The 16,164-nt window shown below is 60.8% G+C and carries 19 protein-coding genes and 1 tRNA gene; 10 read left to right on the top strand and 10 right to left on the bottom strand.

The features are described from left to right. Positions 1-594 (top strand): ABC transporter permease (locus tag VGI36_18510; protein HEY2487140.1); only part of this gene is annotated, 594 nt, incomplete at its 5' end. 618 nt (positions 595-1,212) lie between these two features. Here the strand turns inward: VGI36_18510 and VGI36_18505 are convergent. From VGI36_18505 to aqpZ, 4 genes are all read right to left on the bottom strand, one after another. Further along, complete coding sequence (locus VGI36_18505) at positions 1,213-1,749, bottom strand: FAD-dependent oxidoreductase (protein ID HEY2487139.1); 537 nt, start codon at positions 1,747-1,749, stop codon at positions 1,213-1,215. 29 nt (positions 1,750-1,778) lie between these two features. Then, entirely contained in the window at positions 1,779-2,276 is a 498-nt protein-coding gene (locus tag VGI36_18500; GenBank protein ID HEY2487138.1) for a hypothetical protein, read from the bottom strand. 806 nt (positions 2,277-3,082) lie between these two features. Further along, positions 3,083-3,157 (bottom strand) — tRNA-Gly (locus VGI36_18495). A gap of 148 nt (positions 3,158-3,305) precedes the next feature. Next, positions 3,306-4,007, bottom strand: coding sequence for an aquaporin Z (gene aqpZ, locus VGI36_18490; protein ID HEY2487137.1), 702 nt, complete (start codon positions 4,005-4,007; stop codon positions 3,306-3,308). 151 nt (positions 4,008-4,158) lie between these two features. On the opposite strand from aqpZ, the gene VGI36_18485 reads away from it, so the two are divergent. From VGI36_18485 to VGI36_18445, 9 genes are all read left to right on the top strand, one after another. Beyond that, complete coding sequence (locus VGI36_18485; GenBank protein HEY2487136.1) at positions 4,159-5,115, top strand: hypothetical protein; 957 nt, start codon at positions 4,159-4,161, stop codon at positions 5,113-5,115. 1 nt (position 5,116) lies between these two features. Next, on the top strand, positions 5,117-5,938 hold the full coding sequence (locus VGI36_18480) for an SAM-dependent chlorinase/fluorinase (protein ID HEY2487135.1): 822 nt from the start codon (positions 5,117-5,119) through the stop codon (positions 5,936-5,938). A gap of 2 nt (positions 5,939-5,940) precedes the next feature. Beyond that, positions 5,941-7,020 carry a site-2 protease family protein gene (locus VGI36_18475; protein ID HEY2487134.1) on the top strand — a complete coding sequence of 360 codons (1,080 nt, stop codon included), beginning with the start codon at positions 5,941-5,943 and terminating at the stop codon, positions 7,018-7,020. Between the two features lie 10 nt (positions 7,021-7,030). Continuing rightward, positions 7,031-7,555, top strand: coding sequence for a dCMP deaminase family protein (locus VGI36_18470; protein ID HEY2487133.1), 525 nt, complete (start codon positions 7,031-7,033; stop codon positions 7,553-7,555). Beyond that, positions 7,545-8,030, top strand: a complete 486-nt coding sequence (locus tag VGI36_18465; GenBank protein ID HEY2487132.1) for an HIT family protein — start codon at positions 7,545-7,547, stop codon at positions 8,028-8,030. The genes VGI36_18470 and VGI36_18465 overlap by 11 nt, the downstream gene beginning before the upstream one ends. Before the next feature lie 4 nt (positions 8,031-8,034). Continuing rightward, positions 8,035-8,343: a hypothetical protein gene (locus VGI36_18460; protein HEY2487131.1), complete on the top strand. Its 309-nt coding sequence runs from the start codon at positions 8,035-8,037 to the stop codon at positions 8,341-8,343. A 184-nt stretch (positions 8,344-8,527) separates the two neighbouring features. Next, positions 8,528-9,139, top strand: coding sequence for a DsbA family protein (locus VGI36_18455; GenBank protein ID HEY2487130.1), 612 nt, complete (start codon positions 8,528-8,530; stop codon positions 9,137-9,139). A gap of 7 nt (positions 9,140-9,146) precedes the next feature. Next, positions 9,147-9,542: a thioesterase family protein gene (locus tag VGI36_18450; protein HEY2487129.1), complete on the top strand. Its 396-nt coding sequence runs from the start codon at positions 9,147-9,149 to the stop codon at positions 9,540-9,542. 8 nt (positions 9,543-9,550) lie between these two features. Next, positions 9,551-10,432 carry a MaoC family dehydratase gene (locus VGI36_18445; GenBank protein ID HEY2487128.1) on the top strand — a complete coding sequence of 294 codons (882 nt, stop codon included), beginning with the start codon at positions 9,551-9,553 and terminating at the stop codon, positions 10,430-10,432. Positions 10,433-10,813: 381 nt separating this feature from the next. Here the strand turns inward: VGI36_18445 and VGI36_18440 are convergent, their stop codons facing one another. The 6 genes from VGI36_18440 to VGI36_18415 all read right to left on the bottom strand — a co-directional run. After that, entirely contained in the window at positions 10,814-12,133 is a 1,320-nt protein-coding gene (locus tag VGI36_18440) for an aminopeptidase P N-terminal domain-containing protein (GenBank protein HEY2487127.1), read from the bottom strand. Positions 12,134-12,185: 52 nt separating this feature from the next. Further along, positions 12,186-13,028 (bottom strand): SMP-30/gluconolactonase/LRE family protein, encoded by an 843-nt coding sequence (locus tag VGI36_18435; GenBank protein ID HEY2487126.1) that lies wholly within the window; start codon positions 13,026-13,028, stop codon positions 12,186-12,188. A 16-nt stretch (positions 13,029-13,044) separates the two neighbouring features. Beyond that, complete coding sequence (locus VGI36_18430) at positions 13,045-14,289, bottom strand: CoA transferase (GenBank protein ID HEY2487125.1); 1,245 nt, start codon at positions 14,287-14,289, stop codon at positions 13,045-13,047. 2 nt (positions 14,290-14,291) lie between these two features. Further along, on the bottom strand, positions 14,292-15,500 hold the full coding sequence (locus VGI36_18425) for a CoA transferase (protein HEY2487124.1): 1,209 nt from the start codon (positions 15,498-15,500) through the stop codon (positions 14,292-14,294). A gap of 21 nt (positions 15,501-15,521) precedes the next feature. After that, positions 15,522-15,794 carry a YciI family protein gene (locus VGI36_18420; GenBank protein HEY2487123.1) on the bottom strand — a complete coding sequence of 91 codons (273 nt, stop codon included), beginning with the start codon at positions 15,792-15,794 and terminating at the stop codon, positions 15,522-15,524. 139 nt (positions 15,795-15,933) lie between these two features. After that, positions 15,934-16,164 (bottom strand): hypothetical protein (locus VGI36_18415; protein ID HEY2487122.1); only part of this gene is annotated, 231 nt, incomplete at its 5' end.

Below are 16,164 nucleotides of genomic sequence, written 5' to 3'. Positions count from 1 at the left end.
CGTTGGAGCATAGTCCCGAGCTTGATCGGCACACTCACGATTGCAGAGGTGCTACTGATGACGGCGATGTCCATCGCGCGCGAAAAGGAGGAAGGAACCTTCGATCAGTTGCTGGTGACTCCCTTTCGGCCAGCTGAAATCATGACTGGAAAGGCATTGCCCTCGCTGTTGGTCGGACTGAGCCAGTCCACCGTCATCCTCCTAGTTGCCCAGTTGTGGTTCCGGATTCCGTTTGCGGGCTCGTTCCTTACGCTATATACGGGTCTGATCTTGTTCCTCCTCGCAGTATCCGGAATCGGACTACTGCTTTCGTCGTTGGTCGCCACCATGCAGCAGGCGCTACTTCTGTCATTCCTGGTGGCGATGCCGTTCACGCTCTTGTCGGGTCTGATCACGCCCTTGAGCAGCATGCCTAAGACCCTGCAATACTTCAGTCTGATCAATCCGTTGCGCTACATGATTGATATCGCGCGGCGTGTGTATCTGGAAGGTGTGGGAGCGAATCGGCTGGCGTTCGATATGTGGCCGCTCGCGGTGACGGCAGCGTTAACACTTACAATCGGCGCCTTGGTGTTCCGTCGCCGATTGGGATGAAGCGGCTAATCTGCGAAGCGGGTTGGCGGTCATTTCAGCTGCCTCGCTTGCGCACTAACGAGGGGAGGTAAAATGTCGGAAGCTGAATCGAGACCTGTTGCTGTAGTAATCGGAGTGGGCCCAGGACTTGGTGCGTCATTGCCCGGCGGTTCGCGGCAAAGTACGCGGTGGCGATCAACGCACGCAAAACTGACTATCTCCGCACTCTCGCAAGCGACATCCGCGGCCATGGCGGCGAAGTGCTGGAAGTGCAGGCCGACATCGGAAAAGCTAATGAGGTCCGGAACGCCTTCGCACAGATTCGCGCCGAACTCGGCGAACCACAGGTGCTGCTATTCAACGCTGCCGCGGGCCCCCGAGGTAATGTGACCGAAGTCTCGGCCGAGCAATTCGAGAACTGCAAGCGGGTCAATGCATTGGGCGCTTTTCTATGCGCAAAAGAATGCGCGCCTGGGATGGTCGCGCGTGGCAGCGGCGTGATGCTTTTTACGGGCGCCACGGCCGGCGTCAAGCCGGGAGCCCGGTCGGTCGCCTTCGGTCCGGGAAATTTTGCCAAGCGCGGACTAGCTCAGTCGCTAGCCCGCGACCTCGGCCCGAAAGGCATACATATAGCCTGGATCAATGTCGATGGCCGTCGGTGCCAACGACCAACTCGGCACAGAATTCAACCGGTCTGGCGGCGGAATATCCGGCTAGTCCGGTCACGCGTCCGCCCTCGGTTATCAGATCGCGCACCGTGACGCCTCGCTCCAGGCGAAAGTTGGAATAGCGCGAAGCCTCTCCTACCAGCATCTCGAGCATCGCAGACTGTGACACGACCCGCGGCCCGGAAGCAGCGAACAGCTCATTGGAGATCCCAAGCCGAGCCAGCAGCTTCGACCCGCGGTACACTTCGACTGCATCGATTCGCACCTGCGGCAGCGCGGCAAGTTGAGTCTCAAGCCCCATCTGGGCGAGGGCATCCGATCCGCTGGGCATCAGCCCTTCGCCGCGGAACTCGCGCGCGAAGTCGGTCCGGCGCTCCAGGAGGACGACGGCGATACCGCGGCGGGCGAGCAAATAGGCGAGCGAGGCGCCCGCCGGCCCGGCGCCCGCGATCAAGACCTGCGCCGCGCTCATGCGCTCGAAGTAACAGAGCGTCAGCCGGTTCCGCAACACGGCATCTTGTTGTCCGTCCTCAAAACTCAATCCGCGCGAATTGTGGGTTGCGAAGTTTTGTTCTCGACCGACTCAAGTGCTGTGCTCAGCTCGGCAGGGTCATTGGCCATCGACTCGGATGGCGAAGCTGGCGTTTCGTTCTCGACCACCTCAGGGACTGCGCTCCGCTCGGGCTCGGCCTTGGCCGGAGGCTTGGGCGGAAAGAGCGGCAGTTGGTCGGGTTCCAATTGTTCCTCGCGATCGATCGGATCCGAAGCGGATGCGGGAGTGTACGGACGCGGCGAGCCTATCTCCATCAACCGGCTGCCGGGAAAGGCCTCGAGCACCTCGTGGATCGCCTGGGCACCGGCCGGTGAGAGCCCCGGGGTCGGCGAGTTCCGCTCGGTCAGCAGCCGCACTATGCCCGGTCGGTTGCGTTTGAGGTTGGCGCGGTCGCTGTCAGTCAGCTTCTTGGGGGAACCCGCCTTCAATCGTCCCCGTGGATATAGCGTCACTCGAATCCCGCGACGCTCGAGATCAGCCAACAGTGCTTCGGCGCCGAGCTCGGGAGATCATAAGACGATGGCGCATCAAGCCAGTGAGCTCGGAGCGGACCAAGCCCAAGACAGGATAAGGATAGTCAGATCGAACGGACGTTGATTCCCCTGGTGGGTCCCTCTCCGGGGATACCTTAGGCGTATAGGCTCTCTTGCCAGTGGGTCCCCTTTTTGACGGTGGCATTCCCCTCTTTGATTTGCCCCCGTTAAGCGAGAATAATCGGTTACGATGACCGATAATCGGACAATCGAAAGCGCGGCGGGGTTCACCTGCGGGGTGCGGCGACGACATTCGCAACTCGCGCTTCACGCCGTTTGACGAGTCCAGTGCTTTCGCGAATCGTGCCGCGTAAACCTTCACGCTTTTGGGATCAATTCGGCTCTTCGCGGCGCCGTCAATGCATAGCCAGCGAACTACGGCCGGCCGAATGGTGTGCCACAGATCCCACTTGCTCCCTCGCAGGGTCGTTACCTGGATCGTCGTCTTTGCGACTCGGGCCGCAATAAGCGACCTCGCCGATTGTAGCCCCGCAAATCATCTTGAGTTCGCTCTCCCTGAGATCAGGAAATTTCGCGAGGGCTAGCGAAGCGATCTCTTTCGTCTCACATGTCCAGCCAATCATTGCGACGCCTCCAGTGATGTCCCAACGGTAGCCGGCATTTGGGGCCTATCGGAACCGGAAACCTCCCGGCATGTCTTCCGCCTGAATAGTCATAAAATGGTCATAAACGGCCTAGACTATTTTGGTTGATGGGGTACAAATCCCCCAAACACTTGATTTATTTGAGTAAGGTGGAGCGGGCGACCGGGGTCGAACCGGCGACGTCCAGCTTGGGAAGCTGGCATTCTACCACTGAATTACGCCCGCCCACCGCGAAGTCTAGGACCCACTGATCACACTGTCAATTACGAGGGACTTGTCCGCAAAAATTCGCCAGCGGAGCGCGTCCCAGGACCACGACCAGTGTGCCGAAGGACTATTCTGTTGGTGTCTTCGAGGTCGGCAGCTTTGCCCCTTACCTGTCTGATCCTCCCGCGAGCGTGCGATAGGCGAAACCACCCAAAGCGCCACCCACAATTGGAGCTACCCAGAACAGCCAGAGCTGTCCGAGCGCCCATCCGCCCACGAACAACGCCGGACCCGTGCTGCGCGCCGGATTCACCGAGGTATTGGTCACCGGGATGCTGACCAGGTGAATGAGCGTCAGCACCAGTCCGATCGGAATCGGTGCAAATCCCGCGGGCAAACGTTTGTCGAGCGCACCCATGATCACGAACAGGAAGATGAAGGTCATCACAACTTCGCACACCAGCGCCGATGAAAGCGGGTAACCGCCAGGCGAATGATCTCCATACCCATTCGCCGCAAAACCATTGCTCAAACTGAAATCCGCCGCACCGCTCGCGATCACGTAAAGAACTGCCGCGGCGACGATCCCTCCCAGGACTTGCGCGATTACGTACGGAATCACTTCGGATCCGGGAAATTTCCCGCCCGAGAAGAGTCCCACCGTAACCGCCGGATTAATGTGACATCCGGAGATGTGCCCGATAGCAAACGCCATCGTCAGCAGCGTAAGCCCGAAGGCGAGTGCCACCCCTACGAAGCCAACCCCCAGCTTCGGAAACCCCGCCGCGAGCACCGCCGTCCCGCAACCCCCCAACACCAGCCAGAAAGTGCCGATGAACTCTGCCGTCACGCGTCTGGATAGACTCATCGCTCTCCTCCTTCCTTTCCGCACGCAACTAGCCCGCTGCGCCTTCTAAGTAAAGCCTGCTCGCCGCCTGGGCATGTAGTTGGCGCAATTGGCTGCTTCCGGTAGCTTGATGCGACAAGCGAGTCGGCTCCCAGGTGACCGTAGATTGCGGATGAAGGCAACCCCGATCGATCCCTCGCGCGCGCGGACCCGCAAGCTCGCCTCGCTTTCGCGAATCGTGAGTCGAGGTCAGCTCGCGACTCCGTTCGGTGCCGGCGTCTCGATGCGCCGATTCCTAGACGGATTGCCCGATGTGCTCGCCGCGCGCGACCTGCGCGCTCTGGCGCGCGCGATCGCCAGGGCACATCGTTCGGGTCGCACCTTCCTGATGATGTCGGGTGCCCATCCGATTAAAGTCGGGCTGGGTCCGATCATCTGCGGACTCCTCCGCGACGGTATTCTCAGCGCCATCGCCACCAATGGCGCGGCGATCATTCACGACTTTGAGCTGGCCGTCGCCGGCCGCACGTCCGAGGATGTCGGTGCCGGACTTGCCGATGGCAGCTTTGGTATGGCGGAAGAGACCGGTGCCTTCCTAAACCGCGCGGCTCGCCTTGCGGCGGACGAGAACAAAGGGTTGGGAGAGATTGTCGGCCGCGAGATCGATCGCGCTCGGCTCAAGTTTCGCGCCGCCAGCATCTTCGCCACCGCATACCGACGCGGTACTCCAGCCACCGTGCACGTCGCGCTCGGCTCGGACATCACCCATATGCACCCCGCGGCCGATGGTCGTGCAATTGGCGCCGCGACCATGAATGACTTCCATCGTCTCGCCGCGGTAGCCGGCACCCTCTCGCGCGGCGTCGTGCTGAATCTCGGCTCCGCCGTGATCATGCCCGAGGTCTTTCTCAAGGCTCTCAACCTCGCGCGCAACCTCGGGCGCAACGCGCGCAACTTCACCGCCGCCGACATGGACTTCATGCAGCAATATCGCTCCCGCCGAAATGTGGTCGAGCGTCCTACCGAAACCGGCGGCACCCGCATCGCGCTTACCGGCCATCACGAACTTATGTTTCCCCTGCTCGCCGTGGCAGTGCGCGAAGAACTTGCGCGCGCTGGACGCTCGTGACATGAGACGCTCTCAGTCCGCTGCGCCGATCGCGTTGCTGACTGACTTTGGCTATCGCGACCATTATGCCGGCGCGATGAAGGGCGTGCTTGCATCGATCGCGCCGGACGCCGCGCTCCTCGACATCACCCATGGCGTTCCCCCGCAGTCGATCATCGCCGGCGCGATCGCGCTGCGCGAGAGCTGGCGTTTTTTCCCGAGGCGAACCGTCTTTTTGGTAGTCCTCGACCCTGGCGTGGGTACCTCGCGATTGCCCATCGCTGTGGAGACGCGTGCGGGAGCCCGTTTCGTCGGGCCCGACAATGGGGTGCTTTCCCTGGCGGTGCGCGACGCGGGAATGAGGCGTGCCGTCCGGCTCGACTCGACTCGGCATCGGCTCGCGAGCCTCAGTTCCACCTTCCACGGACGCGACATTTTCGCCCCCGCCGCCGCATTCCTGTCACGCGGAACCCCACTCGGCTCGCTCGGTTCTACGCTAGTCCGGATCAAACATCTCCATCTTCCCAAGCCGGATGGAACCGCCGGTGCAATTCGCGGAGAAGTGCTTTACGTCGATGCATTCGGCAATTTGATAACCAACATCAGCCGCAAGGATGTCGCGCGACTGCACTCTTCCTTTCCCGGGAAACAGGTTTCGGTTAGGATCAGAGGTGGCGCGCCGATGAAGATTGTTAACACCTATGGTGAGGCGCGCTCGGGTGCGATCCTCGCCACATTTGGCAGTTTTGAACTTCTCGAGATAGCGGTGCGTGACGCAAGTGCGGCCACTCGCCTTGGCTGCGGAGTTGGTGCGACGGTCGTTGCGCGAATGGCGCGTTCGTAACCATGGATGAAGCTGCTGCAAACCAAGGCTCCAGCGTTTTGACGGAGATCCCGCGCTACGGCCCCGAGTTGGCCAAGCCGATGTCGCCCGGGCGGGTGCGGATTCCCGCTCTCAATCTCGCCCTCTTCGCGCTGACTTTGCTCACCACCACGATGGCGGGGGCGTACGGCGCGGGTGCCGAGCTTTCGCTATTCCATCCGATCAACAGTCTGGCTGCACTCTCCGCCGGACTCTCTTTCTCTATCCCGCTGATGGCGATTCTGCTCGCGCACGAGATGGGTCACTTCCTGACCTCGCGGCGCAATGGCGTCGATACGAGTCTGCCATATTTCATTCCGGCGCCGTTCCCTTCCTACATGATCATCGGCACCTTCGGGGCCTTCATCCGTATCAGAGAAATGCCCCCCTCGCGGCGCTCGATGTTCGATATCGGAGCTGCCGGTCCGTGGGCGGGCATGATAGTCGCCGTGCCTTGCGTAATCGTAGGACTCAAGCTCTCCCAGGTTACGGCGCTTTCGGCCCAAAGCGGGGTTTCTCTCGGACTCGGCAACTCGCTTTTGTTCTGGGGACTCGCGCGATGGGTGCTGGGAGTGAATCCGAATCTCGTCAACGTGACCATGCATCCGATTGCGTTCGCGGGATGGATCGGGCTCTTCGTGACCACCCTAAATCTCCTGCCCATCGGTCAACTCGACGGCGGACACGTCGTGTACACTCTCTTTCCGCGCGCGCATCGCACCATCTCCACCCTCTTCGTGATCTCTTGTTGGCTGCTGGTACTCGTGCCCCTCGCGCTTGGTTATGGCTTCTGGCCCGGATGGCTCGTGTGGGGAGTGCTGGGAATCGCGCTAGGCCTTGGGCACCCTGCCACGCTCGACCGTAACACCCCCCTCAATACCGGCCGCCAGGTCGCGGCGTGGCTCACGATGGTGCTGTTCGTCGCGACCTTCGTTCCTGTTCCGATTTCGCTCAACGTGCCGGAAACGCCGCAGAAGCCGGCTCAATCCTATGAAGTGATGTATCATGGGGCTGGCGGCCATCCGCCGGATCTCGTCGACGCGGTGATGACTGCGGATCGATAAGGCCAGCCAGGTGCCGACAGCGGTGGCGGAGAACAAGCAAGCAGCCCGGACGGACGCCGCGGCGCCGCCGCGGCGTCCGTCGTGGGATCAATATTTCATGACCATCACGCGCCAGGTCGCGGAACGTTCGACCTGCTTGCGCGCCAAGGTGGGCGCGGTAATCGTGCGCGATCGCAGCATCCTGGCGACCGGTTACAACGGCGCGCCGGCGGGCATGCCGCACTGCACCGAAGTCGGATGCCTCATCTACGAGTCGCGCAACCCCGACGGCGAAATCGAACAGAACTGCTTTCGCACGATCCACGCCGAGATCAATGCAATCACCCAGGCGGCCCGCAATGGCGCGGCGATTCGCGATGCCGACATCTACGTGACCCACACGCCCTGCATCCACTGTCTCAAGGTGCTCATCAATACGGGCATCCGCACCGTCTACTACGGCAAGGAGTACAAGCTCCACACCGTCACCGACCTACTCAAGCCGTCGAGGATTAAACTGGTCGAGGTGCCGGAGGATGTAGGGAATGCCCTCTGAAGGCGCGCGAGCCACGAACTGCGGCATCTGTGCGCTGATCGCGCGGATCAGGTCGGAAACCTTTGATGACTTCGTAGCCGAGCTGCCGAGCAGTTACCTGATTCTCGGTGATGCGCAATTCTACCGCGGCTATTGCGTCATGCTCGCAAAGAGGCACGCGGTCGAACTCTTCCTGATGCCCACGGACGAGGCGCGAGCATTACTCGATGACATGCGCCTTGCCGCGGAAGCCATCGCGGCTGCCACACGGCCATGGAAGATGAACTACGAGTGCCTCGGCAATCAGGAAGCTCACGTCCATTGGCATCTGTTCCCACGTTACGAGAGCGATGAGCTTCGGAGCAGTCCAGTGTGGGTGAGACCGGAAAGTGAGCGTAAAATCCCGCTAGCCGGCCCCGACCGTGCCACCCTCTTGGTCGGATTGCGCGAGCAAATTGCCGCCCGCTTTCCAGACGCGCGCTTCCCGGCCAAGTGACTGAGTGAAGCGTTCGCTGTTGTCGGGCCGAGCCGGGGTGCTGGCAGCTGTAACCGCCGCCGCGGTGATTTTCCTGGCGGCTTGCCACGCCCGCCCGCTGCCCGAAGCCGACAGCGATGCCGCGCGCACCTACGTGCAGCGCTGCGGACAGTGCCATCGCGCCTACGATCCGCGCGCGATGACCGGAGCGATGTGGCAAACGCAAGTCGAGTTGATGGACACCAAGATCCGCCAGGCAGGAATCGAGCCGCTGACTACCGACCAACGCCACATCATCCTCGACTATCTGACCCGCAACGCCGGTACCCGTTAACTCTTTGGTGTAGGCGGTTTTCCGGGCAGCCCAACCTGCGCCTCGCCTGACTGCGAGGTCACCCCTGGAAGAATCCCGATCAACGACGGCTCAAGCCGTTCTATGTTAACCGAATATGCCGATCCGCGGCTGGCGCTGCTTTTGATCGCGCGCAATTTGGGCTATCGCTGATACAGCAGGGCCGATGCCTGAAGCGTTTGAAATCATCAAGTTCTATTACGACTACAAGAGCCCCTTCACCTACTTGGCGTTGGAGCCCGCCTGCCGCGTGGAAGAGACCCATCGCGTTCGGTTCCGTTACCTTCCATTCGATTTCAACCCGCGCGGGGCGTATGGCGGAGAACTCGAACAGCGTACCGAACGCGATTGGCGCAAAGTCCGCTACCTCTATCTAGATGTGCGCCGCCACGCGAACGCGCGTGGCATGATTATCCGCGGACCACAGAAACTCTTCGACTCGACTCTCGCGATGATGGGCGGCCTCTGGACCGAGAGTCACGGGAAGTTTCGCCATTACTCCGACCGCGTCTTCGAGCGCTTCTTCAAGCGCGAGTTGAATATTGAGGACATGTCCGCTGTGATGGCACTTATGAACGAGATCGGACTCGACCCCGCTGCATTCAGGAAATACGCCGAGTCAGACGGCCCGCGCGAGGTGAAGGCTTCCTTTGCCGAGGGTGAGCGCGACGGCGTCTTTGGTGTTCCGACCTTCATCGTTGGTGGAGAGCCGTTCTGGGGCAACGACCGCGTCTCGTGGCTCGTAAAGAAACTGGACGCTATGGGACTGCGGAGATAACTGCGCAATGAAACCCGTACCGATTGGTGCAAAAGGCAAGTTCGAGCAAGTCGTGGAAACCCGACACCTCGCGAGCGAACTTGACTCTTCGCTCGCGACCGTGATGTCCACCCCGACCATGGTCGGGATGATGGAACTAGCGGCGATGGATGCTATCCGACCGTTCCTCGATCCCGGAGAGGCCTCGGTCGGGGTTTCGATGGAGGCGCAGCACACCGCCGCCACTCCCCCCGGCCACCGGGTGCGCGCCGAGGCCGAGCTAACCAAGTGCGAGGGGCGGCGTCTCGAGTTCCAGGTGCGCGCTTTCGACGAAACCGAACAGATCGGCTCCGGCACACATCGCCGGGCCGTGATCGACTCGGCTAAATTCGCGGAGCGAATAAAAGCTAAAGTGAAAGTTTAAATTAAGCCATGAACCAAACCTTCAACCAGGATGAGCGCTTCGTCGGCCGTGACTGCGGCGGCCTCACCTTCGACATAACTCCCGAACTGGTGGCGGCATTCATCGCCGGCATCGGCGACGACAATCCGTGGTACCGGGACCATTCGCCCCTCGGCGGACCGCTCGCGCCCGCGTTGATTTTGCACTCTGCGGTCTATCGCAACCTGGACTGGTACCTTCCCAACATCTACGGCAATCTGCACGCCCGCCAGGAGTGGGACATCTTCATGCCGGTTATGGTTGGAGAGCGAATCATCACACGCTCGCTGATCGTCGATCGCTACCGGAAGCGCGATCGCGACTATGTCGTGAACGAAGTCATCGTGGCCAATGCGGCCGGTCGTCTGGTGTCACGCAGCAGAACCCATCAGAGCTTTCTCATCCCCGATCAGACCAAGAAAGATTCCTTCGTGGTCGATCGCGCGCGCGAGAAAGACGCGCAACGGGCCTTCAACGTCGGCGAGCGCGGGGGGAATCCCATCGAAGTGCCGATGCGCAGAATCACTGAGGAAATGTGCATGGCTTTTTCGGGTCCCGCGCTCAACTACCACAACAACAGGCAGAAAGCGGTCGAACTTGGCTTTCCGGAAATCGTAGTACAGGGAATGTTGTCGGTTTGCATGGTAGCGGAGATGATGACGCGGCGTTTCGGGCTTGGCTTCTTCTATGGCGGCAAGATGGACCTCCGCCTGGTCAATGTGGTGTGGGGCAATGATGTTACCGGACCGCGCGGTAGAATTCTCGAACGCCGCCCCGAGGGGGAGCGCACGCGCGCCGAAGTTGAGGTGTGGTGCGAAAAATCCGACGGCACCAAAACCATCGTCGGCAGCGCGAGTGCGCTGGAACTCTAGCCCCACTCTGCTAGCTCTTGTTCTCTTTTCGGCGCTCGCCCTTTGCGCATGCGCGAGCAAGTGCAAGCAGCTGCTCGTCAAGTGCAAATACGAGTGCCAGCGCAACTATGAGCTGTGCCAGGTCAAAAACACCGACCCGTGGTACTGCCAAAACCAAGTCGGCAACTGCGACCTCAAGTGCGACAACGACAACTCCACTTGCTCTTCATGGTGGTGGTAGGCCGAAAAAAATAGGCGTGGATGGCGCGCCCGGGATCAACACGCCACGGCGTCATGGTTCGAATGAGACCGGAGTTTCTCCCTCGGTGTTATCGAAGGAATGGATCTCGAGGGGAGGCGTGGTCGCGCGGGTAGACGGCCAGGTTCGGGAGGGAAAGAGAACTACCCCGCGGTAAGCGCCTCGACGTCGGTGATCTGCTTGGGCGTCGCCGAGGTAATGATCTCCTGCCCGCCCTCCGTGATCAGCACGTCGTCTTCGATCCGAATGCCAATCCCCCGGAGCTGGTCCGGCGCGTCCTCGCAGTCCTCATCGATATAGAGCCCCGGCTCTACTGTCAGCACCATCCCCGGCTCCAGGGTTCGCGACTCCCCCTTCACGCGATAGAGCCCGACGTCGTGCACGTCCATGCCGAGCCAGTGACTCGTGCGATGCATGTAGAAGCGGCGATAACTGCCCTGCTCTATCACTTCCTCCGCGCTACCTTTGACCAATCCCACCTCGCGCATCCCGTCCACCAGCACCCGCAACGCCGCGTCGTGCGGGTCATCGAAGCGCGCCCCCGGCAGCGCGCGTTCGATCCCTTTGCGTTGCGCCTCCAGGACGATTGAGTAGAGCTCGCGCTGCAAGCTGGTAAATTTCGCCCCGATTGGAAAGGTGCGCGTGACGTCGGAAGCATAGAATTCGTATTCGCAGCCGGCGTCGATTAGTAGCAACTCGCCGTCGCGCATCTCGCGGCGATTCTCGATGTGATGCAAAATCGCAGCGTTCGGACCCGACGCGACGATCGATGGATAGCTGGGACCCGAAGCGCCGCGGGATCGGAATGCAAAATTAACCTCCGCTTCGATTTGCCATTCCTTCATCCCACCGCGCGCCTTGCGCATCGCCGCCTTGTGCGCCTCGGCCGAGATCGCGGCCGCGTGTCGCATCAATTCGAGCTCGGCAGGTTCTTTGCGCAGTCGCGCCTCGTGCAGAAACTCGCGGGGATCGACGATCGCGTATGGCCCCGAACCGATTCGCGGGCGCATCGCATTCGACCACTGCACGAGCTTAAGCACGCGCTCGTCCAACTTCTCGTTGCGCCCAATCGGGTAGTAGATGCGCTCGCTCTTCTCCAGGTAGCGCGGGAGTATCTTTTCGAATTCCTCGGTCACATAAGCCTTGACCGCCCCGTATTCGACCATGGCGCCCTCAACCCCGGCGCGTCTTCCGGTCCAAGTCTCGCGCTCTTTGTCGCGCGGTCGAACGAACATCACAAAGTCGCCGTCCGGATGACCGGGCGACAACAAGACGATCGCTTCGGGTTCCTCGAAGCCGGTCAGGTAATAGAAGTCGCTGTCCTGGCGGTAGATGAACTCGACATCGCCGGAGCGGAGCGCGACCGGCGCACTTGGCAGGATCGCGGTGGCCCCTTCACCGACCGCTTGCAGGAATTTCGCGCGGCGCGCCTGAAACGGCCGCCCATTTCCCTCGAAGCTCATACCGAGATTACGCCACGCCGCAACCGTTCGCGCCAGTGGGGGGCAGATCCGGCTACGGTAGCCCGGCTCCCGGCACCTCGACCTCGGTGATTTCTATGCGGCCGGTGGGTTTGGTGCGGCATTGCTCCGGATCTGAGGATTCCGCGGTGAGTACGAACAAGGTCTTGCGATTGGGACCGCCGAGCATGCAGGCGAAGGTATCGGTCGCTACCTTGATTTGCTCGGTTATCTGACCGCCCTCTTTTACCCGGATAACCGTGGAGCCGGTGGCCGCCGCGACCCAGATAGCCCCCTCGGCATCGAGACAGATTCCGTCAGGCACAAACGGCGCAGTCTTGGCCCATTCCCGCTGATTGCTCAGCGAACCATCCGGCGCGATGTCGAACGCCGAAAGCTGTGCGCCGAAAGACTCGCCAACGATCAAGGTTTTGCCATCGGGCGTGATGACGGTACCATTGGGGAACATCAGGTTTTCCGCGACCACACGGACCTTTCCGTCCGGAGCCACCATGATCAGATTGGTCGAGCGCGGCTTCTCGCGCTGGTGCAAATCAAATCCGAAGTTTCCCACGTAAGCCCGCCCTTTTTCGTCGACCACCATGTCGTTGCAATCGCGAGGCGCCAGCCGAGAGAGATCCGCGTGTTCCTTGAGGCTGCCGTTCTCCAACCGCAGCAGTTTTCGATCCGTCATCGACACCACGAGCATCTTCCCGTCGGGAAGCCAGCCCAACCCCGATGGCCGATTCGGCACCTCGCACACCACCTCGGTGCGACCGGAAAGATCGACTGTTTTCACCTTGCGATCGTGCATGTCGGAGAAAAACAGCTTGCCCTCATGCCATCGCGGACCTTCCGGAAAGAGCAGCCCCTCGGTCAAGGTTTTCAATGTTCGCATTGCTGACTCCTTGCAGCTAGTCGAGCGCGCCAATCTTGCGCAACGATTCTACTTCTTCCTTGCTGTAGCCGAGGCGCGCAAGGGTTTCATCGGTGTGCTGGCCCAGGCACGGCGCCGCCATCCTTACGGCGGTGGAGGTTCCACTCATTCGCCACGGAATGCCCGCGTGGCGTTGCACCCCAACCTCCGGATGGTTCAATTCCACCCAGTAGTTGCGTTGCGCTACGTGCCGGTCTTCGTCGCACAGATACTTGTTGTCCGCGCACGGCGCCGCAGCAACTCCAGCCGCCTGGAGCTTGCGCGCGACCTCGTCAAAACGCTGCGGCAACGTCCAGCCGGTGATTAGAGCTTCGAGCTCGTCTTCGTTCGCCCTACGCGCAGCGAGTGTCTTGAAGCGCAGATCGGCAGCAAGCTCGGGCTCGCCCATCGCGCTCGCCAGCCGCCCCCATTCGGCATCGTCGGCGCAAACGATCGAGACCCAGCGATCGATCGTCATATCCATTACTTTTTCGGCCAGATCGCGGCATTTGAAGATTCCGTGCGGCGCCATGAACGGATCCCGATTGCCGTTACGTTCCGGTTCGCGTCCATTCATCGTGTATTCGAGAATTCCTTCCGCCAGCAGGTCCATCGCGCATTCCCACTGCGCCATGTCGATATACTGTCCCTCGCCGGTCTTCTTGCGATGGAACAGCGCGGCGAGCACCGCGAATGCGCCGTGTATTCCCGCATTGGGATCGGCGTAGCTGAAACCGGCGTGCATCGGCGGAAAACCCTTGTACCCGGTCAGCGAGGAAAGGCCTGACAGCGGCACCTGTGCCGGCCCATACGCAACGTACTCGTGGTACGGGCCCGTGTCGCCATATCCGCTCAGCGAGATCATGATGATGTCCGATTTGACCTCGCGAATAGCGTCATAGCCGAATCCCATCTTCTCCATCACTCCCGAAGCGAAGTTGTTGACTACCACATCTGCTTCCTTGATAAGTCGCCACGCCACGTCCTTCGCTTCGGGATGTTTGAAATTGAGCGACAGTGATTTCTTGCCCTGGTTGTACTGGTTGAAATACCCGGACTTGTTGAGGCCATCGAATTTACCGTTCGGCCACGGCGGCAGCATCCGGGTCACACACGGGCGGGTCTTGGTCTCGATGCGGGTGACGTCGGCGCCCAGATGCGCCAGCTGCAGGGTGCAATACGGACCGGCCCATACCCAGGTAAAGTCAGCGACCTTTATTCCGGAAAGTGGCGGCTTGGCCATGATCAGATGACGCCCCTGCGCTTGAGTTCGTCGATTCTGCTCTGCGACAGGTTCAGCTTGGCGCCGAACACCTCGTCATTGTGCTGCCCCAGCGTGGGAGCGGGCGTCCGCAATTGCCACGGGGTGCGATGATACTTGAGCGGCGCGCCGGGATACTTGTGGGTGCCCGCTACCGGGTGGGTGATCTCAACAAAAAACCCCCGCGACTTGAGATGCTCGTTGCTGAGTAGGTCGCCCATCGTTGACACCGGCGCGAACGGGACCCGTTTTGCCTGGGCCTTGCGATACAGGTCGAGGACCGTCTGCTGGCTCACCCATTCTTCAAGAAACACTTTAAGTACGTCCCAGTTCTGCGCGCGGGTCAGTCGGTCCTTGAAAATCTCCTCGCCGGCCCACTCGGGGCTACCCATGATTTCCACGAACCCGCGCCATTGATGCTCCTCGATGCAGCATAAATAGATGTAGCCGTCCTTACACTGCATCGTTTCGACCGGTTGTATGGGCTTCTGGCCCAGGCGCGTCGCGATCATCTTCATGTACGGCCAGTATTCGAAGGTCATCTCGAGCTGCGAGATAATCGCTTCCTGGCCTGAGACCTCGATGTGTTGCCCCGCTTCACCGTTGAGCCGGGCAAATGCGGCAGCAAGCGTCGGAACCGCAGCGTGTACTCCCGCCTGGTAGCCGGACTGCTGACCAAAAGTCTTGAGCGGAGGAAGGTCGGCGTGCTCAAGGCCGCCGCCGTTCAGCACGCACACCCCTCCTGCACACCACACCGTCAGGTCTTCGGCGCGCCAGTTTCGATTGGGACCGGACAGACCAAACGGCGTGATGGAGGTCATGATTAGATTCGGATTCGCGCGTTTCATTCGATCGTAGGTCAAACCAACGCGGTCCATATCCGACGGCATCACGTTGTGAATCAGGACATCGGCGTCGACCGCCAGCCTCTCCAGCAGCTCCATTCCCTCCGCCTGCGCGAGGTCCAGAGTGATGCCTCTCTTGTTGGTATTCAGATACAAGAAAAGCCCACTCTTCTCGGGATGAGGATCATCCTTCGGAAACGGTCCGCGCGTGCGCGCATGGTCGCCAACCTTCGGGCGTTCGACCTTGATCACGTCGGCGCCCAGATCTGCAAGCAGCTTGCCGCAGTATGGGGCCGAGACCATCTCGCCCACTTCGATAATTTTTAAATCTGACAATGCGCCAGCCATTCCAACTCCACGGAGTGCGATTCATTCAGGGAACACGCGCCGAAACGGCCTCACCTCGACGCGTTCAAAAACTCCGCCGGTCGTGTAAGGGTCGCGGGCGCCAAAGGCCCTCGCTTCCGCCTCGCTGTCCATGTCGACGATGATCAGGCTTCCGGTTCCATCGGTAAAGGGTCCGGCAATCGCGACTTTGCCCTGTTCCGCGAGCGGTCGCAGATTGTCCAGATGGGCGGGCCGGAGTTTCGACCTGAGTTCGGCACCCCGGGGCCCGTCGTACCCGATTATCACAAAGAGCATCGCAGTCCCTCCCGCAGAAACGGCGGACCAATCCCGGTTAAATAGCACGCTGCAACGCGCGGAAAAAAGGAAAAGCCCCGGCTCCGCCGACCGCGTGGCTACTGCGGCCGGCTCCTTCCGCTCTGCTCGAGCGTCCTGACTATCTGACCGCGATACCTCCGTAGCCGGTGTAGTAGATGAGAAAGTATCCTGCCCCGATGACAAACAGAGTCATCGCGGCGAGCACATCGGCGCCCACAACCGGATATTCGATCAGTATCGTTGGCCGATTGCGAAGCCCGAAGCCGCGGGCTTCAAGCGCCATCGCCATGTTGTTCGCCCTTCGCAGTGCCGCCATGAAAACCGGAATCACCACCGTGACGTATCGGCG

Source organism: Candidatus Binataceae bacterium (assembly GCA_036495685.1).
Classification (GTDB): Bacteria; Desulfobacterota; Binatia; order Binatales; family Binataceae; genus JAFAHS01.
The sequence above is the reverse complement of the archived record's forward strand: the minus strand, read 5'-3'. Positions and strand labels throughout refer to the sequence as shown.